Below are 24,668 nucleotides of genomic sequence, written 5' to 3' on the forward strand. Positions count from 1 at the left end.
GTTTTATCTACGGTGTAGAAGAGTAAAAAATAGATTAGTCAAGGTGGAATTTTATACTTGCATAGCCAACAACAGCTGATTTATCGCCTGAGATGTCTCCACTAGTGGCGTGTTTTAATAGTGTTGCTTTACCACCGATTGATTTAGATAGTTCTATCAATGTCATTATCCCGCCGGGACCGCAGATACTAATATATTCATTTATCATTGTCTCGTAGAATCCCTCTGTGTCTAAAGCAAGTATCTTCTCAATGGCATCCATGTCTTTTTTCACTGTGATATCGTGCGGTTCATAGTGGTTGAAGTCGCTACTAGCGAGGACTACAATATCTCTCTTCAGTGTTTTTACAGCTTCTAGAATAGCTCTAGCTAGTTCTCTAGCTGCTTCGGGTGTGTGAACTCCCATGACTATCGGCAGTATTTTTACTTTGTCTTTGAATACGTATTGAATAAATGGTAGTTGAACTTCTACAGAGTGTTCTTCAATGTGTGCATATACGTCTAAATCGGCTAGATCGGAGTATTCTACAACTAGTTTTCCAAGTTCACTATCCACTTCGAGAGCTCCAAGAGGCGTCTCCCATAAACCACCAGGGTATACTGAGATAGGTGCACCTAAACCCGTGTGGTTTGTACCAATAATGATTATTGTCTCTGGAACACCATATCCCGCCATGTCGTGGAAAACATGTGTAGCAATAGGCCCACTATACATGTAGCCGGCGTGTGGAACAACATATCCAATAACATTTTTTCTCCTTTCCTGTGCTACTTGTGGTAGTGTACCGGGTCCTAGTTTGTGTTTAAAAGACCATTCAATTGACTCAACTAGTCTAGCTCTATCTCTAGGGTAGAAATAGCCTGCTACGACTGGCCTACGTATTTTCACCAAGTTTACACACCGTTTTTAATTATGGATTAAGCTTTAATTAATTCTAGGTGTACTCTTCGACTGTGATTTCTCGACACTAGTAGCTAATAGTTACTGTGGGATAGCTCGATTTGCAACGTCAATGTGTTTTTACTGGATTTTATTTTTAAAGATGTGTAATAAGGTTTTTGTATAGAGGACTGCTAGATATGGGTATTCAAATGCGTGAAGTGTTGCTTGAAGAGTATCTCGAGTTCGTTAAAAACAATAATAGGATGGTTATTGAAGACCAGGTTATAGAGCTTAAACCAATAGATATCACTAGATTACACCCTGCTAGCGAGGAATTGACGGATGTATCTACTACTGTTTGGAGTTTCCCGAAGAGGGGCTCATGGGCTACACATAAAGGTGATTACAGAGGGAACTGGGCTCCACAGATACCAAGAGCACTCATGTTGATGTATACTAAACCCGGTGATATCGTCTTAGACCCTATGATTGGCAGTGGAACAACATGTATAGAAGCCAAGCTACTCGGTAGAAACTGTATTGGAGTAGATATAAACTACAATGCCGTAATACTCACACTTCACAGACTCTACTATTTAAACAAATACCTCGAGGAAAGAAAGTCTCTCATAGAGTTTCTAGGGGTTACTGGAACCGGAGTAGAAGAGATAAAAAAATCATGGTTTAAGATATACCACGGCGACGCTAGGAAACTAGATTTAATTAGCGATGAAAGCATTGACTTGGTTGCAACTCACCCACCCTACTTCAACATCATAGAGTATAGTAGTGGAGACTACCGAGAAGGAGATTTATCAAGAGCAAAAAGCCTCGAAGAATACCTTGAATGGACGCGTATGTGTGCAAGAGAATTCTATAGAGTGCTTAAACCGGGAAGGTATTGTGCAATACTCATTAGCGACACCAGGATCCACAAGCACTACGTTCCAATATCACACTACGTACTACGTGTTTTCCTTGAAGAAGGATTTATACTCAAGGAGGAAGTCATCAAGATACAACATAAAACGAAGACTACGAGGGAAGTATGGAGGAAAATAAGCGAGAGAGACTTTCTACTAATAGAACACGAAAAACTCTACATATTTAGAAAGCCATTGAAAGACGAAAATAAAGAGAAATACAAGTATAGTATGCTAGTAAAAACCTAGCGAAATCTAATTATTTTCTCGGCCTCTCCAAGTGTAAAGCCACACTCTAGTAAAGCATATACAGCTAATACGTATTTAAAACCTAAATATTTGGTGGAGGATAACTTACATCCTCTTGTAAAGAGATCCATTTCAATGTAGCTAGATTAAGCAATTGTTAACAACTTTATTTCCACTCTTAAGACCCATATACCATTTACGAGATCGCCGTGAGTTGAAACTTTGCATTCTACGAGTTCCCCTTTAGAATTAAACTTGGCATACCATACCAGGAAATCATATAGGCTGTTTTACTACCAGGGACTTTAATGAATAACTTGTAGTTGTTGAAGTCTTCAACGAGGATCAATCTAGAACTCATATAATTCCAAGTAGCTCGTCTAGAAGGCCTCTGGTGTCTTTGGGATCAGGTAGTCTACAACCCAGTACTTTTCTCGGGATTTCAATACTCCTAGCATCATATACTCTATTTTGAATTGATTCCTTGTTCACAAAAGACAAGTGTATCACCAAGTATTACGTAGACATGCATGTTTAGGTTGATGTAGTGATTACTGTGTGGTTTATAAATAGAGCTGTGTTGATTTTAGATTCTTCGATGTTTTCTCTAAGCTCTTATTATTCATGGTCTATAATTGAACTGGGAATACCTTGATGGAGAAGGACTTGTGAATGACAATGGTAGTAATGGGTTTCAAGAGGGTAGGAAGGCTGCTTTATTTTTGATTAGTGGTTGTTTTGTTTATAGGTTTTTATTTTGTTTATTGTTGTTGGTTGTGTAGAATTCTTCTACTCGTTTCTGCTTGTTTTATGTGTTTTTGACGCTGTGGTAAAGGTTTATAGGGGGTTATACCAAGAGGATGTATGGTGATATACTCAATGAGTCAAATGTATCAACAATTATCGTTCGGCCCCGTTAAAGTTTCAAAGATGGGTGATAAGGCGATAATTGTTGTTCCAAAGGCGTTGAGGAGGCAGCTACTGGGTAGACGAGTGCTCGTCACAGTAACAATCATAGAGTAGCACGTGGAGAGGGCCCCGAGAGATTGCCCAGTGTAACCAGAACAGTTGTCGCCAGGAGCATTCAACTACCTAGAAAGGTATTCAGTGTCTTCGTTGAATTAGAGGGTATGTATCGCAACATGGTTGAACAGCTAGTTATGTACGCTGTTAGAAACAATGTTACCAGCTTCACAAGACTCAAGGCATTAAAGTATCGTGAATTGAGAAACCAGTATCCCCAACTACCAAGCCACTATGTTTACACGGCTTGCCAAGACGCTTCCACGAGGGCTAAGAGCTTCCTGAAATTGAAAAAGCAGGGTTTAACAAGTAGAGAATACCCAGAAGTCAGGAGTATCAGTATTTGGCTAGACGACCACTTGTGGAAACCCAGCGGATTAACCTCTATTAGTATTGCCACTCACAAGGGATGGATAACAGTAGGATTCGAGCCACATAAATGGTACTGGAGGTATCTCAATAGGGGTTGGAAGCTAGCATCTGAAGCCAAGATAAAACTCGACAAGAGAAACCGGTGGTTAATCATTTACTTGGTTTTCAAGAGGGGTGTAGAGGAATATAAACCTAGGGGTTATTTACCAGTTGATGTTAATGAGAATAGTGTTGCTGTACTGGTTGACGGTGTAGCTTATCTCTTCGAGACAAATATGGAGAAGCTTGTGCTGGGATATTATTATCGTAGAAAGAGAATACAGGAGAAATACGACAAACTCTACGGTGTTAAATCCAGAACTAAGAGAAAGATACTTAGAAAACTCAGAGAGAAATAGGAAACAAGACGTAAAGTGGAAGCTGGCGAATATTATTGTTAGAATTGCCTGTGAGAAGCAATATGCTATCGTACTCGAAAAGCTTGGTAAGAAGCCAGCTGAAAACATGATTAAGAGAATCAAAGACGATCAATTAAGACACAGGATATACCAGGCATCATTCAGAGGAATCCAAAAGGCAATCGAGGAAAAAGCAGGAGAATACGGCGTGCCAGTAATCTATGTAAATCCAAAGAACACCTCTAAAGTATGTCCAATACACAAAGCACATATTGTTTACAATAATGGCTCTCGAATAGGCAAGTGTAGTATTGGCGGCGAGCTGTGGCATAGAGACGTGGTTGCCTGCTGGAATCTATTTTTCAGAGCCCTGCGGGGCGATGGGAGCAACGCTCCAAGCCCTGCGGGGATAATCGTAGATGTGTCCCGCGTGCCGTTCGGGACGAAGGCCGCCCATGACCCCACAGCGGTCTCTAAAGCCCTGTGGGCGAGGTGGAAGCCCCTTGATGCAATGAACAATCATAAACCCATATCAACAAGCATCAAGGGACAAACGGTTGAATGTAAAAATTTAATTGTTATATAGGGGTTTCGAATTCTGATGGTTGTTCTGGTAGGTCGGCGTCTGGTGGTATCATTCCGCGTTCTCTTAGTATTTGTCTTGTGAGTATCCAGTATAGTAGGGCGAGGCTCTTTCTACCCTTGTTGTTGCCTGGTATTGCAAGGTCAACGAATTCTGTTTTGTTGTCTGTGTCTATGAAGCTTACTACTGGTATGCCTATTTCGGCTGCTTCTTTGAGTGCTTGTGAGTCGGCTCTTGGATCTGTTAATACTACTACTTCTGGTTCGAAATACCATTTTAGTGATGGATTAGTAAATGTTCCTGGTAGGAATCTACCAGTAAATGGCTTGCATTGGAGATACTTGCACATTTTTTCTACTGGTCTTCTACCATAGAGGCGTACTGATACAACTGCTATTTTTGTCGGTTCAAATGATGCTAGGAATTTTCCTGCTATTCTCAATCTTTCATCTATTTTTCTAACGTCTAGTATGTAGACGCCATCAGATCTTATTCTGTATACAAATGGCTCTGCAAACTTTGTACATATATGTGTACCGATGTGTACTCCTGCTTGTAGGTATTTTTCTATTGGAATGAGGAGTTCTACTGTAATAGGTGGTTTTATCTCCTCGGGCATTTACAACACCTCTTAAGACACTTTGGGGAAGTGGAGTATTTCATCTGCTATTTCAACATGGGATAAAAACATTCTTCTACAACAATACCTTTTAACTCCCAGGTCATCGAGTACTTTAGCTGGGTGTTCACCTTGTTTAACGCGTTTAATATACTCCTCCCATAAGTGTCCAATGGGTTTTCCACATGTAAAACATCTAACGGGGAAAAGCACGCGTGTCACCTATAGCTCTTCTGCCACCTCCTTCTAGCGCTATATCTACCCCATTTCTCTGGCTCTGTTTGTCTTGGGTCTCCACTCAACATGTGTCTATCGTATTCTTTAAAGATTTGTAGTAGTTCATTGCGGTGTTCTGAGAAGTATTCTACGAGGCCTCTAGCTATTGCTATTCTGCAAGCATCGGCCTGGCTCATTACACCTCCTCCTCTTACATTGATCTTTATATCTATTTGTTTAGCTAGGTTTCCAATGAGGTTTAATGGTTCAGCTATTTTCTCTCTGGCCATTTCAATTGGGTAGATTTCTAGTGGTATATTGTTGATCCAGACTCTGCCCTCGCCTGGTTTAATAACAGCTCTTGCAATACTTGTTTTTCTCTTTCCAGTTGCAATTACTATTTTAACCATTCGGGTCTCCTGGCTCATTTCTCAACACCCTTCCATCCAAGAGCTTTTGCTACTTCTTCAACAGTTACAAATCTACCACGTAGTCTAGTTGACATAGCATCTGGAAACCTAGTTAGCTCTATATTTGAAAACTCGCTCGGTAATCCAATAAAGACTCTTAGTCTCTTATATGCTTCTCTACCGTGTGGTTTATCCATTGGTAGCATTCCTTTAACGGCGTGTTTGAATATTAGTACTGGGTTTCTAGGCCTCTTTAAACCGTGTCTTTCGGGGTTTGTGTGTCTTCTAATTCTCAGATATACCTTGTATCCCTCGATCACTCTTTGCTTCTCGCCACTTAAAACTGCTTTTTCCACGTTGAATACGTAGACTCTATATCCTTCTAATAGCTTCTTTGCAATAATACTAGCTAGCCTGCCGAGAATGTGGTTGGATGCATCTATATATATTACTTGTTGCTCCTGTTGCATGATTTCACCCAATAATCTTTACGTTTATTCCAGCAGGGTTTTCACGGAGTAGTTCAAAAATACTTATTGCTCTCCCACCAGCTCTTTGGATTTTTTCTAGTGCTGTTTTAGAAAATGATAGAGCTGCAACTGTAACTGGATGGTTTATATCGCCCGCTCCTAGAACTTTGCCTGGAACAACCACTATGTCTCCAGGATTTGTATATCTGTTTATTCTGCTAACGTTTACAGCTCTTCTCTTTCTACTGGGTTTTGATAATTCTTCAGCTACTGCTCTCCATACTCTTGCATCGTATTTCTTCGAGTATTCTTCTAGTGTCTCGATGAGTTCTCTTAAGACTAAATTGGTCTTTTTACCTAGATCACTCATTGCAATACACCCATACTTTTAAGCTTCTCTTCAAAATCATCCAGCTTTTTAATAAGGATGTTTGAAGCCTCTATAAGCGTTTTCTTGGGGCTTAAAGCCCCAGTAAACTCTAAGTAGAGAATATACTCGTTTTCAACGTGAGAAACCTTTATAGCTCTAACCTCGCAGACTTTTTCACATAGTTTACACATAGTACACTCGTATAATACCTGGTTTTTAACTCGTGCTTTTCCATTAGTCAACTCAAGAATGTTTTTGGGACACGCATCAACACACTTACCACATCCAGTACATTCTTGTTCATTGATTAATATATTGGGTACGTATTTATGGACAGCTATTGAAACAGGACTCCACTTAGCATGTTCTTTTCCACGTCCTAGTCTAGCGTACGCTTCAAACTTGACTTTTTGCCCCTTAATCAATTTGAAGAGGGGGATGTTATTGTAAACTGGTACTACATCGGGGTCGCTTGCAACAAGGTCTCCACTATAGACTACGCGTATGCCTTCTTCCGGCCCTTCTACTTCAAGGTCGAATTTAGCAAAGCAGTCTGGTGGATATTGTTGTGTTTCACCTATTTCAATGCATTCTTCTGGTGGTTTGTATTTATCGTATGCTATATCGCTCCTCAATGGTATTAATCCCAGTCTGTGGGAAATGTATTCGTCGTAGAATACACTAGAGTTTTCAATGAATATTACGTAGTCTATAGCCATTGTTGGAACTTCACTAAGTATAATTCTCCTAATAGAGTTTAGAGTATGGAGGGAAATACCCTTTACGAGTAATCTTAGAGAAAAAGGTGTTTTTTCTAGTACTTTTAATTCCAAGACTGCTACACCTAGCTATAATCTCCTTCCTCTTCTACCGCCAGGTCTTCTAGTTGTATCGTGTGGAATTGGTGTTACATCTTCTATTCTTCCAATTATAAATCCAGACCTCGCGAGGGCTCTAATTGCTGCTTGTGCACCTGGACCCGGTGTTTTGGGGCCGTGTCCGCCGGGTGCTCTTACTTTAATGTGTAGTGCTGTTATTCCTTTCTCCATGGCTTCTGCTGGAGCTTTAGAAGATGCTAGCATTGCAGCGTATGGACTTGGTTTTTCTCTGTCTGCTTTTACTACTTTTCCACCGCTCCACATACTTACTGTTTCAGCTCCAGATAGGTCTGTTATGTGTATTATTGTATTGTTTGAACTACTATATATGTGGGCTACTCCCCATTTTAGTTCTCTAAATGCAAACGCCATAGTTTACACCTCTATTTACGCGCTTTGTTCTTGAGTTAATGTCTTCTTTGCATATGGACTCTTATAGTAGTAGTCAATAAGCGCTTCTTCATCTACTGATACAATGTATCCAGGAGATGTTATTTTTCTACCAGCAATAGCTATGTGTCCATGTGTTATCAACTGGCGGGCTTCATAAATGGTTTTTGCTAGGCCCTTCTTGTAGACTATTGTTTGTAGTCTTCTCTCTAAGAGGTCTTCGACTCGTAGACCTAGAACATCATCTAATTTAGCGCCTTCTTTCAATAATCCTAGTTTAACTAGTTTTCCAATCAATACTTTTTCTTCTTTTTCACGTATTTCTGGTGGTGCTGCTGAGAAGTGATCGTGCGCGGTGTCTAAAATACCTGATAATTGTAGCAGCCTTCCACAATTCTCTCTTGTTTCTCAATCCATAAATACCCATTAACTTGGATTCCTCTATTAATCTCTCTTTTCTCCATGGGTGACGAGGGCCTTCCCATAGACGACGAGACTTCTTTGGGTCACCCATTTATACACCACCCCTAAGACTTCTTTTGTTGTTGTTGTTGAGTAGTCTTCTTTCTCTTTACACCAACAGTGATACCTGCACGTCCAGTTGTCCTTGTTCTTTGTCCACGTACTTTTAGTCCATAGGCGTGTCTTATTCCACGCCAGCTCTTTATTCTCTTTTCGCGTTCAATGTCTTCTTTGACATAGAATAAGAGTGTTGCTCCTACGAGGTGCATGTTCAACCCGCTTGTATAGTCTTTTCTCCTATTGTAATACCACTCTGGTATATGGTATTTTTGTGGTTCTCTAACAACGCTCTCTATCTCCTTTACCTCCTCGTCTGTTAAATAACCGAGTTTCATGTATGGGTCTAGCTTGAGTATTCTACACACTGCTAGTGCAAAGTTGTAGCCAACTCCCTTAACTGCTGATAGACCATACACTATTGGTAGAGCTCCGTTTATGTCTGTTTCCAGCATTCTCACTATTCTCCTAAACTCTCTACTCACTCGAAACCCACCATAAGCATTGATTAACCATGTATCCACTGCCTAACATATTAGAGTTAACCAGGCTTTTAAAACTGATTAAGAGGGTTTTATATGCGAGCGCCGGGGGCGGGATTTGAACCCGCGCGGGGGCATTCCCCCACTGGCTATCTGGTAGGGGTTCTCCAGGCCAGCCCCTTAGGCCGCTCGGGCACCCCGGCTCCTAGGAAAAACATTTAGGTGTAAGGGTTTAAATTACTTGTCTGCTAGAGTTCTATTTCAATCCATACTTCTGGTGGTACTCTAACTCTAATTAATTGCTTCATTACTCTCTCGTCTTCGGCTATGTATAGTAGTCTCTTGTGTACTCTCATCTCCCACTTCTCGTATTTCTTCTTGCCCTCTCCATGTGGTAGTTTTAATGTTCTGATAGTCATTTTCTTTGTTGGTAGTGGAATTGGCCCGCTTACTTTTACACCGCTTTTCTTAGCTATATCTACGAGTTTTGATACGAAGTCTTCTAATACATCTATGTTTGTACTCCACATTTTTATTTTAACCATTCTCTGTGTCGACAATGCATATCCCCGGTTTGACAAAGTGTAAGCAATCATTGTAAGCGAGTAAAAAACATGTTTTTAAATTTATCTCTATTGAAAACACTACTTCTTTATCTGTACTTGTGCTGGTTTTACATCTAGTACTTGACCAATACCTACAGTCTTACCCATGTCTCTCATGGCAAATCTGCCGAGTTGTGGGAACTCAGCGTATTTCTCTACTACTAGTGGCTTGATTGGCTTGAACTTTACAATTGCGAATTCTCCTTGTTTAATGAATTGTGGGTTCTTTTCTAGTTCTTTACCGGTTCTGGGGTCTATCTTTGAAACTATCTCGGTTATTTTACATGCAACGCTAGCTGTGTGTATGTGTATTACTGGTGTGTATCCAGCTGCTATTGCTGTTGGGTGCCAAATGACCATTATTCTTGCTGTGAACTCGTCGGCTACTGTTGGTGGGTTGTCGACTGGGCCGAGTACATCTCCTCTCTTAATGTCTTTCTTTTCAATGCCCTTGAGGTTTACACCAATGTTGTCTCCTGGTTCTGCTTTATCTATTCTTACGTGGTGGGTCTCGATGGATTTTACTTCGCCGACTAGTCCTGGTGGTGTTACTACTACTCTGTCACCAACCTTCATTACACCTGTTTCTACTCTGCCAACTGCTACTGTTCCAACACCGGAGATAGAGTATACGTCTTGTATTGGCATTCTAAGTGGCTTGTTTATTGGCTTCTCTGGTACTTGTAGCATGTCTAGTGCTTCTACTAGTGTAGGTCCATTGTACCATGGCATGTTTGGTGATCTCTCGATTAGGTTCTCACCGGTCCATGCAGATACAGGTATGAATGGTATTTTGCTGACATCGTATCCAATGCTCTTTAAGAACTTTGATAGAATGTCTACAACCTCTTTGTATCTCTTCTCACTGTATGGTGGCTCAGTTGCATCCATTTTGTTGACAGCTACAATTAACTGGTTAATACCCATTGTCTTTGCTAGAATAGCGTGCTCTCTTGTCTGTCCCTCGAGGCTCATACCAGCTTCGAATTCGCCTTTTCTAGCACTAACAACTAGTATTGCAGCGTCTGCCTGGCTTGCACCAGTGATCATGTTTTTAACGAAGTCTCTGTGTCCTGGAGCGTCGATAATAGTGAAGAAGTACTTCTTAGTCTCGAATTTCATGTATGATAGAGAGATTGTTACTCCACGCTCTCTCTCTTCTTTCATTCTGTCTAGTAGCCATGCGAACTTGAAGCTTTCTTTACCCATTTTCTGAGCTTCTGCTTCGAGTTCTTTCATTGTCTTTTCATCGAAGTATCCTAGACGATATAGCATGTGGCCTGTTAAAGTGCTTTTTCCATGGTCTACGTGTCCTATTATTATTAGGTTCAAGTGGGGTTTTTGCGGCGCGCTCATTTCTTAAATCACCCATACCTCTCTCAATGGAAATAAAAATTCACGCTTATAAAGATTACAAGTGGTGTATCGTAACGTGGTAGAAGTAGAAACTATAAATGTAGATTTTGAGGGGTAGTATATAAAAATTAGAGTTGGTTTTGACGAGTATGGAGATGTATTGAAAAACTATCTGCTGCTTAGAGCTATTCTCTCGATTTCTTCCTTCTTTTGTATTGCATAGCTCTTTGGATCATTGTTTGCAGCTAATACGATTTCCTCGGCTAGTGCTTCTTCAATAGGTATTGGATTATTGAATGCTTTGAGTCTTGCGCCCTCTGTTAAGTGTTTTAATGCTACATCTATTCTCCTCAAGGGAGAAACGTCTACTGATACATGGTATACTATTCCACCATACATTATTCTAGTTGTATCTTCTCTGGGTGCAGCGTTTTCAATTGCTCTAACCAGTACTTGAATTGGGTTTTCTCCTGTCTTCAAGTATACTAAGTCAAATGCCTTCTTTACAATATTGTATGCTAGGTGTTTCTTTCCAGCATTTCTCCCGGGCATCATTAGCTTGTTTATTAACCTCTCAACTATTGGTACTTCTGCTTTACCGAATTTTCTATGTTCGTGTCGTCCACCAGTGTGTGGAAGTCTAACTGGTTTTAGACAAATATACTTTTTTAAACTAGGGTCTTTGATGTCTACCCAGTCGTAACTCCACTTGCCAAATAAGAGTGGTTCTCTAACGGCTAGTACATAGGTTTTTTGCTCACTCATAAATCTACACCTATCTTACTGGTTTTTGCTTTTTGCCAAGCCATAGAGCTTTTAGTGAAACACCGTTAACCATTACAACTCTGTATTTAACACCTGGAATGTCACCCATTGCTCCACCTAGTGTACCGCCAATTCCTTCAATTATTACTTCGTCGTGTTCGTCAATGTAGTTTATTCCACCGTCCCATGGAACGAATGCTGTAACTACCTTTCCATTCTTTACTAATTGAACTCTAACACATTTTCTCAGTGCCGAGTTTGGTTTACGTGACTCTACACCGACTTTCTCTAATACTATACCTCTAGCCATTGGTGCGCCTTCAAGTGGGTCTGTTCTTAATCCTAGTTTTCTAAGCATTCTCCACTTGTATTCTCTCTGGTACCATCTAAACTTCTGTCTCTTCTTTTCTAGTTTTCTAGCAGCGTATAGACCGTTTGGACCCTTCTTCCCAGCCAATGTAAGCACCCTGGTTCTGGCTTAGATATAAATTCATAAATCTGCTTAAAAATCGTTTTTAAGCTATTACCACTGAGTCTATTCCAAAGTGTCTATTAAGTATTAGTTTTAATCTCTGTATGTTTCTTCCTCCTTTACCAATCGCTATTGCTTTATCTGCTGGGTCTACTGCTACATATAGTACTTTTGTACCATCATGTCTCGTTACTAGTTTCATATCTGTTACTCTAGCTGGTTGGAGTGCTAGTTTTACTTGTTCTTCTAGTTTATCACTGTAGCCAACTATCTCTATGTTTTTATTGAGTATTTTTCTGAGTTGCTGGACGTAGAATCCACGTGCTCCAATTGCTTTTCCAACTTCGTCTGGGTTTACTAGGAAGATAATACGGTTGTTTTCCTCGTCTATTATACAGTCTCTAACAGTAGTGTTTGTTAGCTCGCTGAGTAGAGCCATGTATCTAAATTCTTCTGGTGTAATTTTAGCCTGGCCTTTATCTCTATTACTCACTCACTACTCACCTGTACCAAATCGAGTATTTTTGATTGACCAGGGTTTACAATTGCTAGTGCCGCAACACTGTGGGGTCTTCCAATAACGTTTCCTAACTCTATGTTTGTCCCCTCGAATATTACTACTGGTATTTTACTTAGCTGGGAGTAATATTTAATGTCGCGTTTGAGTTCTGGTGGTGCATTAGCAGCTAGTACAACTAGTTTTGCTTTTCCATGTAGTACTAGTTTTAATACTTCTTTAGAACCATATACTACTTCGCCTGTTCTAGATGCTGTTTGTAGTGCTCTTATCAACTCGGGTTTGGGTATACTAGTGCTCATCCATCATTCACCTCGAAGCACTTGTTTCACTCAATTCTTTTTTAACGAGCTGGGGGTTCATATAGACTTGTACAAGCCCTGTTCCTACTGGTATTATTTGTCCTATTATAATGTTTTCTGTAATACTGGGTAATTTATCTTCTTCTCCAGCTACAGCGCTCTCTACGAGTTTTTGAACCGTGGTTTCGAATGTTGCTCTTGCTAGAACGCTTGGTTTCTCGCCTGCTATACCCATTCTACCTACTTGTCTCACGTGGCCAGTCCACGTCATCATATCGGCGAGGAGCATTATGTGTCTTATGTCGACGTCTAATCCCTGGTCATCTAGTGTATTCTTTATCTCTTTAATTATTGCGGCCCTTGCTGCTTCTATTCCTAGAACACGCTCTATTTCATATATATTGTTGGTATAGACTCTTCTCCAGTCCACACCTGGTATCTTCATTACTGCTTCTAAGTTACTACCCTCAGCGATTATAATGTATTCGTCTCCACGCTTCTGGATAATGGTTTTCTTTATATTTGGTATTCCCTTGACGTGTGCTTGTAGTACTCTAGTTCTCAACTTCTCTATTTTAGTGGGGTCTAGGTATTCTTCACTCAAAGCAATTCTTATCTCGTATGGATTGTCGCTTGAAACCTCTACTTCTCCGACTTCAAGGCCCCTCAATACTTCTATAACTTGTTCAACGCTTACTCCTTTATCTCTCAACATGTCGGGGTCTAGTTTCAATAATACAATACCCTCAGCGTAGTCTATACTGAATTCCTGTGTAATGTTTTCTACTAGTGTAGACTCTATTTGACGAGCTACTGCTTTAACTTTCTCTAAATCGTGTTTTACATCGTCTGTTAGATAAATCTCCATTATTGGTGTTTCTGGTTTTCTACGAGCATCTACTATTTCAATTAAGCGTGGTAAACCAAGAGTTACGTTGAACTCTCTTACACCAGCGTAGTGGAAGACTCTTAGAGTCATTTGTGTAGATGGCTCTCCAAGGCTTTGTGCTGTTATTGTTCCAACTGCTTCTCCAGGATCTACTAGTGCTTTATGATAGTTTTTCACGACTTCGTTTATAATCTCTATTGCCTTCTCTCTGGTTAAACTGCGTTTTCTCGCTACATCTTTTAGTTTTGTTGAGAGTTCTTGGTATAATTGCGGTGTTATTAAGTGTTTTACATTGTTTAATAACTCGTTTATTTCGTGTTCGGTTATGTATTTCTCCATAATTCATCACGCAAGGAGTTTTTCAATAATTCTATCTATGTTTACTGCTTTACCGTGATCACTCTTCATGGGGTCAACACCGTCTTCACCATATAGTAATTGAACTATTTCGCCATTTGCAACTCTAACGGTTCCATCATAGAATACTCTTAGGTCTTGAAGGGCATTAATCAACCTTCTCTGCATGTAGCCAGACTGGCTTGTTCTAACAGCAGTGTCGATTAATCCCTCTCTACCAGCAGCTGCGTGGAAGAACATTTCTACTGGGTTTAATCCATTGACGAAACCTGCTTTAATAAATCCTCTTGCCTCTGCACCAATATCGCCTGGTTTGAAGTGTGGTAGCATTCTACCCTTGAATCCTCTTGTAAGCCTCTTTCCTCTAACTGTTTGTTGTCCTAGTATTCCAGACATCTGTGTAAGGTTTACTGGGTTTCCACGCGCACCTGTTCTAGCCATTATAACTACTGGATTGTCTAGTTTGAAGTGTTGTGTTATAACATCTGCTACTCTATCCAAGAGCTTCTTTGAAAGTGCGTCGATGATTTCGTCTTCTAGGCTTTCCTCGAGGGTTTTACCAGGTCTTGGTGTTAGTTTTCCTTCTCTATACAGCTGGATGAGTTCTTCTACTTCTTTCAATTCTTCTTTTATCAAGTTGTCTATTGATGAACGTGCTTCTCTACTTAGTACTAGGTGGTCGTAGCTCATTGTAAAACCATATATTTCACACATGCGTACAAACATCTTGTATACACGGTCCATAAATGTTCTTCCAAAGTCTTCGCCATAGTCTTTTATAAGCCAGTGCATTAAGCTTTCTGGTTCTTCTCTTCCAATACTTACTTTGTCTAGTACTCCTTCGAGTAGAATACCTTTTTTCACAATGATTAAACTGTCGTGTGGACAGTCTTCATCGATACATCTTAGTGCTGATGCACTACCAATCTTTGTGTTTCTCTTATAGCTGAAGTCTTTGGGTAGGAATAGAGAGACTAGTTGCTTGCCTGTCCAGTACTCTCTTGGTTTCAATATTGCTGGTTCTGGTAGTCCACCCTTATAGCCTGTTACAGATAGTAGTGTTGCCGCCTTGTCTTTTGTTAACACTGTAGATTTAACTGTTAGTAGATATGCTCCACTTATATAGTCTTGTAGTCCACCGATAATTGGACCTCCATATCTTGGAGTTAATATGTGTTTTTCTACGAGCATTAATATTCTTGCTTCAGCTCTCGCCTCTTCGCCTTGTGGGACATGTAGGTTCATTTCGTCTCCGTCGAAGTCTGCGTTGTATGGTGGACATACAAGTGGATTTAGTCTAAGAGTTTTGTATGGTAGTACTCTAACTACATGTGCCATTACTGAGATTCTGTGCAGTGATGGCTGTCTATTGAATAAAACGATGTCTCCATCTAGTAGGTGTCTCTCCACAATAAAGCCTGGTTCTAGTGATTCAGCAACTGCTTTTCTATCAACGTATTTCAAGCTTATTTTTCTACCATCAGGTCTTATAACGTAGTTCGCACCAGGCCATTTCTCGGGGCCGTTTAAAACTAGTTTTCTCAGGAAATCTATATTCCATGGTGTTACGCGTTCTGGAACAGTTAATATTTTAGCTATTTCTTCTGGTACACCGACTTCATTTATACTGAGGCTGGGGTCTGGACTCACGACTGTTCTAGCTGAGAAGTCTACTCTCTTTCCTCTAAGGTCTCCACGGAACCTACCTTCTTTACCCTTCAATCTCTGAGCTATTCCCTTTAACACCTTACCACTTCTATGTCTTGCTACTGGTATACCAGATACTTCGTTGTCTATGTATGTTGCAACGTGGTATTGTAGTAGCTCCCACTCCTCTTCAATAATTGCTCTTGGAGCACCGCTTTCAATGTGTTCTCTCAATCTATTGTTTACTCTTACAATATCAACTAGTTTGTGTGTTAAATCGTCTTCACTACGTATACCTGTTTCAAGTGTTATTGATGGTCTAACTGTTCTTGGTGGTACTGGGAGAACCGTTAAAACCATCCATTCTGGCCTAGCAGACTTGGGATCTCCCCCCAATAATATTACGTCTTCATCTGGTATTTTCTCTAGTCTTTCACGTATTTCACTTGGTGTTAGTTTTCTAAGCTCTGTTTCTGATTGTATGTAGAATGTATATGGCCTCTCCAACTTGATTTTTCTAGATTGGAATCCACAGTGTGGACATGTAGAAGTAGATGTTGCCCGCTTTCTAATATACTCGTGGAATCTCTTCTTTAAATACGTTAATCCAAGTTCTTCGAGGTCTCTCAATAACTTTAGGTATTCCTGTCTCTCGTTTTCAGGTATTTTGATTCTACCACATGATTCACATGTTGCTTTTAGATACATTAATATGTATTTTACAAAGCTGACATGTATTACTGGTTTAGCTAGTTCTATGTGTCCAAAGTGTCCTGGACAACTGTCTCTAGTGTTTCCACATACGGGACATGTTTCTCCTGGTTCAATAGCTCCCATTCGTCTATCCATTACTCCGCCATCTATTGGTAGACCATCGTTGTCGTACACGTCGGTTGTTACAACTGTTGTTACACTCATTTTTCTAATTTCATCTGGTGATAAAATACCGAATTTTATCCTAGAGATCCTAGTAGTAAGCACACTCACAACTATCACCCCTTCAAAATGTCTTCAACTACTAGTTTGGGTCTTATACCCATACTCATTAACTCCTGAATTAGTAGTTTAAATGCATAGCTTACATCTACTGGTTTTAGACTTGCCTTGTCTTTGTGTACTGGGCATACTAGTTTGCCCTTGTTTCTATCGTAGTAGCCAATCATTCCACATTCCTCGCAGATATATATTCTTGCCAGGTCACTCCTCTCTCTCATGGTTTCTCTTAGTAGTAGTGAAGCACCATGTCCTACTAGACAGTCTACTTCCATTTCACCCCAGCGTAGACCGCCAGCTCTTGAACGGCCTTGTGTTGGCTGTCTTGTGAGTATTTGTACTGGGCCTCTAGCTCTAGCATGCATTTTATCGCTTACCATGTGGTGTAGTTTCTGGTAGTATACTATACCAATGAACACCATACCCTCTAGTTTCTCGCCGGTTCTACCATCATACATTACTTCTTCTCCTGTTGATGGATAACCATGCTTCTTCAAGACTAGTTTTAGGTTTTCAATGTCTTCTTTATAGAATGGAGTTGCATCCACGGGCTCTCCTCTCAATGCAGCTGCTTTTCCAGCTATTGACTCGAGTAGTTGTCCAACAGTCATTCTGCTTGGGAATGCATGTGGGTTGATTATTAAGTCGGGTGTTACACCGTCTTCTGTATATGGCATGTCGTATTGTGGAATCAATAAACCAACTACTCCCTTCTGTCCATGTCTCGACGCGAATTTATCGCCTAATTCTGGTATACGTAAATCTCTTACTTTGACTTTTACTAGTTTGTTTCCTTCATTATCCATTGTTAGAATTACAATGTCTACTACTCCTTTCTCGCCGTGTCTTACAGCAATACTAGTGTCTTGTCTCGTTGTTCCTCCAACAGCGTATTCTTGTGCACTAATAAATCTAGGCGGGCTTACCTTGCCTACTAATACATCTCCGCCTACAACAGGGGTTTCAGGTGCTACTATTCCATCGTCTTCTAGGAGCTCGTATGCTCTTTGTCCACGGTAGCCTTTAACGCTTGGTGGTGGTTTTGTAATCTCGTCTTGTATTCCACCTGGATACTTGTATTCTACAGTTGTGTAGAGTCTGAAGAATGTCGATCTCGCTAATCCCCTGTCTACGCTACTCTTATTCAATATAACAGCGTCTTCTATGTTGTAACCTGTTAGAGTTAATACTGCAACGACGAAGTTTTGACCAGCTGGCCTCTCATTGTATCCAATTACTCCAATGTGTTTCGTTGTAACGAGTGGTTTTTGTGGATAGTGGAGTAGTTGTCCACGAGTATCTACTCTCCGCTGGAAGTTCAGCAGCGTTTAATCCAAGTGCTTGTTTAGCCATAGCTGCTTCATACATGTTACGTGGGCTTTGGTTGTGTTCTGGATATGGAATAATCGAGGCGGTTATTCCTAGAATTCCAGGTATCCATAATTCTACATGGGTGTGTTCTGGTGTGATTTGATCCATTGATAGAGCTACATAAGCGTTTTCTTCTTCGTCTGGGTCGAGGTATTCTATTACTCCCATTTTAACGAGGTCTTCAAATGTCAGCTCTCCTTTCTTTAATTTCTCTACGTGTTCCTTGGTGAGTTTTGGAACTCCGTTTTCAACGACGATTAATGGTCTTCTAATACGTCCTGCATCAGTGTTTACTATGACTTCATCTATGTAGTCTGTACGTATGTGTGCAATGTTTACTTCTGAGCTTATTTTACCTTGTCTCCTCATGCTTCTTATTGTTTTAACTAATTGTTCTCCGTTGGGGTGGTATCCAATTAGTTTTCCATTGAGGAAGACTCTACTCCAACCTCTATACTCGTCTCCTGTTAGCTCGCCGCGTTCTAGTTTCTCGATTATGTCGTCTAAATAGCCCTTGACTACTTTACCCTTGATCTTCTTTGTTACAACTGGTATAACTCCTAATCCATATAGTAGTTCTTCTATTGGCTTGTCATCTATTCCAACACTAACGTTTACGAGTAGTGCTAGGTTTTTAACTAGTCCAATATTTGCTCCTTCAGGAGTTTCAAACGGGCAAATTCTACCCCATTGTGTACCGTGTAGTTCTCTCGCCTCGAAGTGTGGTTGTCCACGTGCTAGTGGTGATACCACTCTTCTAAGGTGGCTTAGAGTGCTAAGCATGTTTGTTCTATCTAGTAGCTGGCTTACACCTGTTCTGTTACCTGGCCAGTTACCAGTTGCCATTGCGTGGAGTATTCTATCAGTTATAATACTGTGTTTAAATGCTACTTTCAACTCTATTTTCCTGGATTTAGATAGTTGTTTTTCTAGTTCTGCTCTTACTTCTCTCGTAAAGGATACTAGTGCTGTTCTCACTAGTGTTGCCAGTAGGTCTCCGGCTAGTTTAAGCCTCTTGTTTCTATAGTGGTCTTTATCGTCTGGTTCTCTCAATCCAAGCATTAACTCTATTATTCTGGCAATCATTTGACCAATAAATACTGCTTTTAGAAGCCTTGTTTCACGGCTTGAATCTGTACCTATGTGTGGTAGAAGTCTTTCATCTAGGAGTCTACGTGCTCTCTCTATTCTCTCTTCTCTAGGTCTGCCAATAGCGAATCTTGAACCTATATAGTCGAGGGCTTCTTCGACTAGCTTCTTTTTGTACTCCTCCATGTATTGTCTTAGCTCTTCATCGCTTAGTCCCTGTGGTATTTCTAGTTTTGGAAGGATTTGTTCTGCTTGTAGTATTGATGGGAGGACATAGTTGTGGTATGTTGGATCTGGACTTACAGCGTATAGTATTTCACGTGTATCTAATCCAAGAGCTATCATTAATATAACAGCTGGTATTTTATGTCCTTGGAAGCTCGCGTAGAATATACCGTCTTTTCTTCTATCTATAATTAACTGGGATCTACGGCCTCTAGCAGCACTAACAACTTTTGCAGTGTGTGTTATACCTGTTCCTTCTTGTCCATAATCTACTAGAATGGTATTGCTTGCAAGGTCTTCCTGGGCTACTAGTACTCTTTCACTACCGTTTATAATGAAGTATCCTCCTGGATCCTTCGGGTCTTCACCATGTGCTATTAGTTCTTCAGGACTCATTTTACTAAGCGGGTCTATATCAGATTTAAGCATTACTGGTAGGTCCATGAGTTTAAGACGCATTTCTTTATATATTCCATCTCCTTCAAGTCTTACATTTACTTCTACAGGACTCATATAGGTTAGATTTCTAATTCTACATTCTAGTGGTGTTTTATAGCTTGGTGTACCATCTACTTCAATCCATCTTGGTTCTCCAATTTGCGGTTTTTCAATGTATAGTTTTACATCTTCTGTTATTGGAACAACGCTGAATTCTTCAATAATTGATGGTAGTATTTCTCTAATGAATCTATTGTAGCTGTCTAAGTGCTGTCTAACTAGTCCTTTCTCCTCGATGTATTTTCTAGCTACAATCCATAAATCTTCATGTGTTAACTCGGGCTTCAAGACTTCTTAGTCACCTCTACAACAACATATCTATAAGCAACAAATTCTCCTGCAGTAGGACTTTTCCTAATAATTCTTATTATATCTCCAGGTTTGGCTCCAATGGCTTTGGCAACGGGGTCGTCGGCTGATATCCAGGGGAGTTGCCATGGTTCAATACCTAGTTTTTTAAGTAGTTCTACTGCCTCGCTAGGGGGCACGATTTCATGTTTTGGTACTAACTCGTGTTCAAGGATGTTTATTTCCCCTTCCATATACACCCTCTTCAAAGCACTTTAACCTCAATTAGAAAAAGTTGATAGGGGCTTAAATACCGTTATACCTGGCTCTTCATTGTAGAATCAATTTTGGTTTAGAGGAGAGGGGTTAGTGGACCGGCCGGGATTTGAACCCGGGACCTCCCGGACTCTGGCGCGCGTTGCCAACCGGGCGCTCTTCCAGGCTGAGCTACCGGCCCACCGTTAAAGGATTTATTTTATTAACAGGCTTAAAAGTCTTTTTTTATTTGTAAATTTGGGGTTGAACCCGCTACTTGACTAGATCATGCTTACTGCTGGGTGTATTTATGCTTGGAGAATATGATATAATAGATGAAATAATCAAAAAGAGAGGTTTGGCTTCTAAAATCTTTGCTAATAGAGAGGTTTTACACCCCGACTATGTACCAGATGTTTTACCACACAGAGAATCAGAGATTAGAAAACTAGCTGACATACTCGTTGTTTCAGCTAAGGGGGAAAAGCCGAGTAATGTATTATTGTATGGATTAACCGGTACTGGTAAGACAGTAGTAACAAAATATGTTGTTAAAAAACTAACTGAGAAGGCAAGTTCTATTGGTACAGTTCTCAGTTATGCATATGTAAACACTAGAAAACTCGATACACCATACAAAGTACTTGCTTCAATAGCTTCAAGTCTTGGTTTAAGAATACCCTATACGGGCCTTGCTATTAGCGAAGTATATAGGAAATACACGAGTGCACTTGAACAGTGGGGCGGTCTACACATTGTCATACTCGACGAAATAGACTACTTTGTAAAGAGAAACGGAGACGACCTCCTCTACAAACTACTCAGAATAAATGAGGATCTAAATAAATCCAGGGTTTCAATAATTGGTATAACAAACAACCTCTACTTCGTAGAAAACCTAGACCCCAGGGTTAAATCGAGTCTTGGAGAAGAAGAAATATTCTTTCCACCATATAATGCAGAACAATTATATACTATTCTAAAGCAAAGAGCAGAAAAAGCATTCTATCCAGGAGTAATAGGTGATGAAACAATATCCTACTGTGCAGCACTAGCAGCTAGAGAACACGGAGATGCTCGAAGAGCACTAGACCTACTCAGAGTATCCGGGGAAATAGCTGAGAGAGAAGGTGCAAATATTGTAACAATTGAACACGTAAAGAAAGCAGTATTAGAGATTGAAGAGGGCAGAGTCTATCAGAGTATAATAACACTACCACTCCAACAAAAACTAATATTGAAGACAACAGTAGAACTAGCTACAAAGAAGGGGTTTACAACCACCGGCGAAGTCTACATGGCATACCTCGAAGAAGCTAAAAAGAGGGGTTTAGAACCACTATCCCAGAGGAGTGTAAGCCAAGTGCTATCCCAGCTAGATATGATGGGTATTCTCATAGCAGAAGTTAGAAGTATGGGTAGACACGGACTTACAAAAATCATTAAAGTAAAAGACGAAGTAGTAAAAGCGGTTGAACGAGCTCTTGCAGACCTCTAACTACTATATAGAAGCATATGACGACGGGTTTTTCCCTGTATTCTACAAGGGTGGTAGAGGTACAACTGTAATAGCTGGTGTCGAGGTAAATAGTGAACTAGTAGTGTCAAGACTTGGAATTACTAGTGTAAGAGTAGATCAGGGGGCGAGTCAAAGAGCTATAATAGAGATTTCAAAGAAGTTTAATGGATCAATTATAATACTAGATGGTGTAACATACGCTGGATTCGACGTAGTCGATCCTCGCATACTAGCTAGTACAACAGGTAAAGGCGTTATAGTAGTATTCCAGTATCCATTAAATCTACAACGAATAAAAAACGCGCTCTACGAGCACTTTGAAGACTGGAAAGAGAGATATCGCGTAATAGAAGAAGTATACTCTGAGTCAATGTATTATAATACTCCGTGGAAGCCCATAAGAATAAATATTACGGGTATTTCTAGAGAAGAAGCATTCAATGTAGTAAAAAACACTTGTATTTATAGTCCAATACCGGAACCATTGAGAATAGCTGATAAAATAGCATCTACAATAGCAAAAATAAAGTTACGTATGTATCACATGTAGAAATATATATAAAAATCAACTCTTTTTACAAAAACATGGTGGTTTAAATGAATAATTATAGAGAGAGTTTGCTACGTGCTTTTACAAAATACGTAGATCAACAAAACCTAGAAAAACTATCACGTATTAAAAACACTGATTTACTCAAATGGCTCCTTGAAGTAGCAGAAATTACAAATCCGTCAAGAATGTTCGTAGTAACAGACTCTGAAGAAGACCTTGAATACATTAGAAGAAGAGCTATTGAAAACAGAGAAGAACTACCCTCTAGTTATAATCCAAGACACACTGTCCACTTTGACGGTATACGTGATCTAGCTCGTGACAGAGAAAACACGAGAATACTCGTACCACCCGGCGTGAAAATACCAATGGTTAACACAAAAGAGAAGAGTGAAGGAGTAAGAGAAGTAATGGAGTTTTTCAAGGGTATAATGACTGGTAGAGAAATGTATATTGGACTCTATTGTTTCGGGCCGAAAGACTCGCCATTCAGCTTGTATGGTGTTGAAGTAACAGATTCCGCTTATGTAATCCACAGCAGTAACATCCTACATAGAATATGTTATGATGTATTTACAACTAGAGAAGACATAGAATACATGAGGTTTCTACATAGTACTGGTCCAAGAGACGAGAATGGATGGTCTCGAGACGTATCCAAGAGGAGAATATATATCGACACAAGCGATAGAGTTGTCTACAGCGTAAACACACAATACGCTGGTAACACCGTTGGATTAAAGAAGCTTGCTCTACGTATATGTGTAGACAAGGGATACAAAGAAAACTGGCTATGTGAACACATGTTTATTACTGGAATTAAGGGACCAGGAGATAGAATAACATACTTCACAGGCGCGTTTCCAGCAGGATGTGGAAAAACATCAACAGCACTTATATCAGACACTATTGTGGGAGACGACTTAGCAATAATTAGAAACTACAATGGAAAACCACATGGAATAAACCCCGAAATAGGAATGTTTGGTATTATTGATGGAGTTAACCCAGTTGACGACCCAGAAATATACGAAATACTTACAAGTAGAGAAACCGAAGTAATATTTGCAAATGTATTACTTACAGAAGACGGCGAAGTATGGTGGAATGGAAAGTCAACTCCACCAAGACCAGGTATAAATTACGCTGGAAAATGGTGGCCAGGTAAAAAAGACGAGCAGGGGAGAGAAATACCTCCATCTCATCCAAATGCAAGGTTTACTACGAGTATATACTATTTGAAGAGAGTAGATCCAAAAATCAACGATCCATATGGTGTCCAAGTAAAAGGAATGATCTTTGGTGGTAGAGACCCCAATACATGGGTACCAGTAGAAGAAGCATTTGACTGGGAACACGGAATAGTAACAAAAGGAGCATCTCTAGAATCAGAAAAAACAGCTGCAACACTCGGCGCGGTTGGGGTAATGGAGTTTAATCCGTTCGCAATACTAGACTTTCTATCAATATCTCCAGGTGCATTTATAGAACTCCACTTTAGATTTGGCGAGACACTCGATGAAAAACCAAGAATATTCAGTGTTAACTACTTCCTCCGAGATGAAAAAGGCAAGTATCTAACCGAGAAAGTCGACAAGAAAGTATGGTTGAAGTGGATGGAGCTGAGAGTAAACAACGATGTAGACGCTATTGAAACGCCAACAGGCTACATCCCCATATACACAGACTTAGTAAAATTATTTGAAAGAGAATTAAACAAAGAGTTCAGCGAGCAATTATATGAGAAACTATTTACTATTAGAATAGAGAACTTAATAACTAAATACGAGAGAATATGGAAGATATATGCTGAACAAGTACCAGATACACCAAAGAAGTTCTTCGACATACTACTAGAGCAGAAGCGTAGACTAGAAGAAGCTAGATACAAGTATGGCTCTCATGTAAGCCCGTTTAAACTAGATAGAAAGTAGCCGGGCGGGGATTCGAACCCCGGTCACGGGGTTTCTTCCTTCTCGGCCAAAGCCCCGCATCCTTGGCCGCTAGACGACCCGGCTACATCCATTATTCTTCTACAATAATTACCCGCCTAAAAAAGTTTTTGATGCTAGAACTTAAATGTCTCATGGGATTTAAAAGGCCCTTTCACCTAGAGGTTTTTAAGCATTGCGTTAAGTTTATAAGGGGCTAAAACAAGTAAACACAAGGTTGGGTGATTTCT

26 protein-coding genes, 3 tRNA genes and 2 pseudogenes are annotated in these 24,668 nt (G+C 40.1%); 6 read left to right on the forward strand and 25 right to left on the reverse strand.

The features are described 5' to 3' along the window. Positions 1-34: 34 nt before the first annotated feature. Positions 35-889 carry an AmmeMemoRadiSam system protein B gene (gene amrB, locus ACZ5YP_RS05260; RefSeq protein ID WP_464835959.1) on the reverse strand — a complete coding sequence of 285 codons (855 nt, stop codon included), beginning with the start codon at positions 887-889 and terminating at the stop codon, positions 35-37. Between the two features lie 203 nt (positions 890-1,092). Between amrB and ACZ5YP_RS05265 the strand changes: the two genes are divergently transcribed. Then, positions 1,093-2,055 (forward strand): DNA methyltransferase, encoded by a 963-nt coding sequence (locus ACZ5YP_RS05265; protein WP_464835960.1) that lies wholly within the window; start codon positions 1,093-1,095, stop codon positions 2,053-2,055. Between the two features lie 229 nt (positions 2,056-2,284). On the opposite strand, the gene ACZ5YP_RS05270 is transcribed toward ACZ5YP_RS05265, so the two are convergent. After that, positions 2,285-2,416 (reverse strand): hypothetical protein, encoded by a 132-nt coding sequence (locus ACZ5YP_RS05270; RefSeq protein ID WP_464834718.1) that lies wholly within the window; start codon positions 2,414-2,416, stop codon positions 2,285-2,287. After that, positions 2,413-2,556, reverse strand: coding sequence for a hypothetical protein (locus ACZ5YP_RS05275; RefSeq protein WP_464834719.1), 144 nt, complete (start codon positions 2,554-2,556; stop codon positions 2,413-2,415). The genes ACZ5YP_RS05270 and ACZ5YP_RS05275 overlap by 4 nt, the downstream gene beginning before the upstream one ends. A 545-nt stretch (positions 2,557-3,101) precedes the next feature. Between ACZ5YP_RS05275 and ACZ5YP_RS05280 the strand changes: the two genes are divergently transcribed. Together ACZ5YP_RS05280 and ACZ5YP_RS05285 are read left to right on the forward strand one after the other, a co-directional pair. After that, entirely contained in the window at positions 3,102-3,848 is a 747-nt protein-coding gene (locus ACZ5YP_RS05280; protein WP_464834720.1) for a nuclease/transposase family protein, read from the forward strand. Further along, positions 3,796-4,434 (forward strand): IS200/IS605 family accessory protein TnpB-related protein, encoded by a 639-nt coding sequence (locus tag ACZ5YP_RS05285; protein ID WP_464834721.1) that lies wholly within the window; start codon positions 3,796-3,798, stop codon positions 4,432-4,434. Before ACZ5YP_RS05280 ends, ACZ5YP_RS05285 begins: the two co-directional genes overlap by 53 nt. Here the strand turns inward: ACZ5YP_RS05285 and rpsB are convergent. The 21 genes and pseudogenes from rpsB to ACZ5YP_RS05390 all read right to left on the reverse strand — a co-directional run bounded on the left by rpsB (position 4,427) and on the right by ACZ5YP_RS05390 (position 20,616). After that, complete coding sequence (rpsB, locus tag ACZ5YP_RS05290; protein ID WP_464834722.1) at positions 4,427-5,050, reverse strand: 30S ribosomal protein S2; 624 nt, start codon at positions 5,048-5,050, stop codon at positions 4,427-4,429. The genes ACZ5YP_RS05285 and rpsB overlap by 8 nt on opposite strands. 12 nt (positions 5,051-5,062) lie before the next feature. Continuing rightward, entirely contained in the window at positions 5,063-5,263 is a 201-nt protein-coding gene (locus ACZ5YP_RS05295; RefSeq protein ID WP_464834723.1) for a DNA-directed RNA polymerase subunit N, read from the reverse strand. A gap of 5 nt (positions 5,264-5,268) precedes the next feature. Further along, positions 5,269-5,694 carry a 30S ribosomal protein S9 gene (locus tag ACZ5YP_RS05300; RefSeq protein WP_464834724.1) on the reverse strand — a complete coding sequence of 142 codons (426 nt, stop codon included), beginning with the start codon at positions 5,692-5,694 and terminating at the stop codon, positions 5,269-5,271. Next, positions 5,691-6,146: a 50S ribosomal protein L13 gene (locus tag ACZ5YP_RS05305; RefSeq protein ID WP_464834725.1), complete on the reverse strand. Its 456-nt coding sequence runs from the start codon at positions 6,144-6,146 to the stop codon at positions 5,691-5,693. The genes ACZ5YP_RS05300 and ACZ5YP_RS05305 overlap by 4 nt, the downstream gene beginning before the upstream one ends. Before the next feature lie 4 nt (positions 6,147-6,150). Further along, the gene (locus tag ACZ5YP_RS05310) at positions 6,151-6,516 is read right to left on the reverse strand and encodes a 50S ribosomal protein L18e (protein ID WP_464834726.1); all 366 of its coding nucleotides are present in this window, start codon (positions 6,514-6,516) and stop codon (positions 6,151-6,153) included. After that, complete coding sequence (locus tag ACZ5YP_RS05315) at positions 6,513-7,349, reverse strand: DNA-directed RNA polymerase subunit D (RefSeq protein WP_464834727.1); 837 nt, start codon at positions 7,347-7,349, stop codon at positions 6,513-6,515. Before ACZ5YP_RS05315 ends, ACZ5YP_RS05310 begins: the two co-directional genes overlap by 4 nt. A gap of 15 nt (positions 7,350-7,364) precedes the next feature. Further along, positions 7,365-7,766, reverse strand: coding sequence for a 30S ribosomal protein S11 (locus ACZ5YP_RS05320; protein WP_464834728.1), 402 nt, complete (start codon positions 7,764-7,766; stop codon positions 7,365-7,367). Positions 7,767-7,781: 15 nt separating this feature from the next. Continuing rightward, positions 7,782-8,298: pseudogene (locus ACZ5YP_RS05325) on the reverse strand (30S ribosomal protein S4). Positions 8,299-8,311: 13 nt separating this feature from the next. After that, the gene (locus ACZ5YP_RS05330; RefSeq protein WP_464834729.1) at positions 8,312-8,788 is read right to left on the reverse strand and encodes a 30S ribosomal protein S13; all 477 of its coding nucleotides are present in this window, start codon (positions 8,786-8,788) and stop codon (positions 8,312-8,314) included. A 100-nt stretch (positions 8,789-8,888) separates the two neighbouring features. After that, positions 8,889-8,988 (reverse strand) — tRNA-Ser (locus tag ACZ5YP_RS05335). 45 nt (positions 8,989-9,033) lie between these two features. Continuing rightward, on the reverse strand, positions 9,034-9,330 hold the full coding sequence (gene rpsJ / locus ACZ5YP_RS05340; RefSeq protein ID WP_464835961.1) for a 30S ribosomal protein S10: 297 nt from the start codon (positions 9,328-9,330) through the stop codon (positions 9,034-9,036). A gap of 99 nt (positions 9,331-9,429) precedes the next feature. Next, positions 9,430-10,746 carry a translation elongation factor EF-1 subunit alpha gene (gene tuf / locus ACZ5YP_RS05345; protein ID WP_464834730.1) on the reverse strand — a complete coding sequence of 439 codons (1,317 nt, stop codon included), beginning with the start codon at positions 10,744-10,746 and terminating at the stop codon, positions 9,430-9,432. A 168-nt stretch (positions 10,747-10,914) separates the two neighbouring features. Next, the gene (locus tag ACZ5YP_RS05350) at positions 10,915-11,511 is read right to left on the reverse strand and encodes a 30S ribosomal protein S7 (RefSeq protein WP_464834731.1); all 597 of its coding nucleotides are present in this window, start codon (positions 11,509-11,511) and stop codon (positions 10,915-10,917) included. A gap of 10 nt (positions 11,512-11,521) precedes the next feature. Next, positions 11,522-11,968, reverse strand: a complete 447-nt coding sequence (locus ACZ5YP_RS05355; protein ID WP_464834732.1) for a 30S ribosomal protein S12 — start codon at positions 11,966-11,968, stop codon at positions 11,522-11,524. A gap of 58 nt (positions 11,969-12,026) precedes the next feature. Further along, positions 12,027-12,422, reverse strand: coding sequence for a NusA-like transcription termination signal-binding factor (locus ACZ5YP_RS05360; RefSeq protein WP_464835962.1), 396 nt, complete (start codon positions 12,420-12,422; stop codon positions 12,027-12,029). 50 nt (positions 12,423-12,472) lie between these two features. Further along, positions 12,473-12,802 carry a 50S ribosomal protein L30e gene (locus ACZ5YP_RS05365; protein WP_464834733.1) on the reverse strand — a complete coding sequence of 110 codons (330 nt, stop codon included), beginning with the start codon at positions 12,800-12,802 and terminating at the stop codon, positions 12,473-12,475. A 7-nt stretch (positions 12,803-12,809) separates the two neighbouring features. Next, positions 12,810-14,030 (reverse strand): DNA-directed RNA polymerase subunit A'', encoded by a 1,221-nt coding sequence (gene rpoA2, locus ACZ5YP_RS05370; RefSeq protein ID WP_464834734.1) that lies wholly within the window; start codon positions 14,028-14,030, stop codon positions 12,810-12,812. Positions 14,031-14,036: 6 nt separating this feature from the next. Next, positions 14,037-16,676: a DNA-directed RNA polymerase subunit A' gene (locus ACZ5YP_RS05375; RefSeq protein ID WP_464835963.1), complete on the reverse strand. Its 2,640-nt coding sequence runs from the start codon at positions 16,674-16,676 to the stop codon at positions 14,037-14,039. An 11-nt stretch (positions 16,677-16,687) separates the two neighbouring features. After that, positions 16,688-20,159, reverse strand: a pseudogene (locus ACZ5YP_RS05380) (DNA-directed RNA polymerase subunit B). Continuing rightward, positions 20,156-20,413, reverse strand: a complete 258-nt coding sequence (locus ACZ5YP_RS05385) for a DNA-directed RNA polymerase subunit H (RefSeq protein ID WP_464834735.1) — start codon at positions 20,411-20,413, stop codon at positions 20,156-20,158. The pseudogene ACZ5YP_RS05380 and the gene ACZ5YP_RS05385 overlap by 4 nt, the downstream one beginning before the upstream one ends. Before the next feature lie 116 nt (positions 20,414-20,529). Beyond that, positions 20,530-20,616: transfer RNA gene (locus ACZ5YP_RS05390), tRNA-Ala, on the reverse strand. 108 nt (positions 20,617-20,724) lie between these two features. Here ACZ5YP_RS05390 and ACZ5YP_RS05395 point away from each other — a divergent pair. From ACZ5YP_RS05395 to ACZ5YP_RS05405, 3 genes are read left to right on the forward strand one after another with little or no spacing between them, the layout of a single operon-like run. Continuing rightward, complete coding sequence (locus tag ACZ5YP_RS05395; protein ID WP_464834736.1) at positions 20,725-21,912, forward strand: Cdc6/Cdc18 family protein; 1,188 nt, start codon at positions 20,725-20,727, stop codon at positions 21,910-21,912. Further along, the gene (locus ACZ5YP_RS05400) at positions 21,899-22,483 is read left to right on the forward strand and encodes an endonuclease dU (RefSeq protein WP_464834737.1); all 585 of its coding nucleotides are present in this window, start codon (positions 21,899-21,901) and stop codon (positions 22,481-22,483) included. Before ACZ5YP_RS05395 ends, ACZ5YP_RS05400 begins: the two co-directional genes overlap by 14 nt. 47 nt (positions 22,484-22,530) lie before the next feature. Next, positions 22,531-24,420, forward strand: a complete 1,890-nt coding sequence (locus ACZ5YP_RS05405) for a phosphoenolpyruvate carboxykinase (GTP) (protein WP_464834738.1) — start codon at positions 22,531-22,533, stop codon at positions 24,418-24,420. Here ACZ5YP_RS05405 and ACZ5YP_RS05410 read toward each other — a convergent pair. Then, positions 24,418-24,504, reverse strand: a tRNA-Gln gene (locus tag ACZ5YP_RS05410). The genes ACZ5YP_RS05405 and ACZ5YP_RS05410 overlap by 3 nt on opposite strands. Between the last annotated feature and the right edge of the window lie 164 nt (positions 24,505-24,668).

The sequence above is a fragment of the Sulfophobococcus zilligii genome (assembly GCF_055398255.1).

Coding starts and splice junctions, on each gene's coding strand:
- ACZ5YP_RS05265 (WP_464835960.1), top strand. CDS start 1,093: ATGCGTGAAGTGTTGCTTGAAGAGTATCTCGAGTTCGTTAAAAACAAT.
- ACZ5YP_RS05270 (WP_464834718.1), bottom strand. CDS start 2,416: ATGAGTTCTAGATTGATCCTCGTTGAAGACTTCAACAACTACAAGTTA.
- rpsB (WP_464834722.1), bottom strand. CDS start 5,050: ATGCCCGAGGAGATAAAACCACCTATTACAGTAGAACTCCTCATTCCA.
- ACZ5YP_RS05300 (WP_464834724.1), bottom strand. CDS start 5,694: ATGAGCCAGGAGACCCGAATGGTTAAAATAGTAATTGCAACTGGAAAG.
- ACZ5YP_RS05305 (WP_464834725.1), bottom strand. CDS start 6,146: ATGCAACAGGAGCAACAAGTAATATATATAGATGCATCCAACCACATT.
- ACZ5YP_RS05310 (WP_464834726.1), bottom strand. CDS start 6,516: ATGAGTGATCTAGGTAAAAAGACCAATTTAGTCTTAAGAGAACTCATC.
- ACZ5YP_RS05320 (WP_464834728.1), bottom strand. CDS start 7,766: ATGGCGTTTGCATTTAGAGAACTAAAATGGGGAGTAGCCCACATATAT.
- rpsJ (WP_464835961.1), bottom strand. CDS start 9,330: ATGGTTAAAATAAAAATGTGGAGTACAAACATAGATGTATTAGAAGAC.
- tuf (WP_464834730.1), bottom strand. CDS start 10,746: ATGAGCGCGCCGCAAAAACCCCACTTGAACCTAATAATAATAGGACAC.
- ACZ5YP_RS05350 (WP_464834731.1), bottom strand. CDS start 11,511: ATGAGTGAGCAAAAAACCTATGTACTAGCCGTTAGAGAACCACTCTTA.
- ACZ5YP_RS05360 (WP_464835962.1), bottom strand. CDS start 12,422: ATGGCTCTACTCAGCGAGCTAACAAACACTACTGTTAGAGACTGTATA.
- ACZ5YP_RS05365 (WP_464834733.1), bottom strand. CDS start 12,802: ATGAGCACTAGTATACCCAAACCCGAGTTGATAAGAGCACTACAAACA.
- rpoA2 (WP_464834734.1), bottom strand. CDS start 14,030: ATGGAGAAATACATAACCGAACACGAAATAAACGAGTTATTAAACAAT.
- ACZ5YP_RS05385 (WP_464834735.1), bottom strand. CDS start 20,413: ATGGAAGGGGAAATAAACATCCTTGAACACGAGTTAGTACCAAAACAT.
- ACZ5YP_RS05395 (WP_464834736.1), top strand. CDS start 20,725: ATGCTTGGAGAATATGATATAATAGATGAAATAATCAAAAAGAGAGGT.
- ACZ5YP_RS05405 (WP_464834738.1), top strand. CDS start 22,531: ATGAATAATTATAGAGAGAGTTTGCTACGTGCTTTTACAAAATACGTA.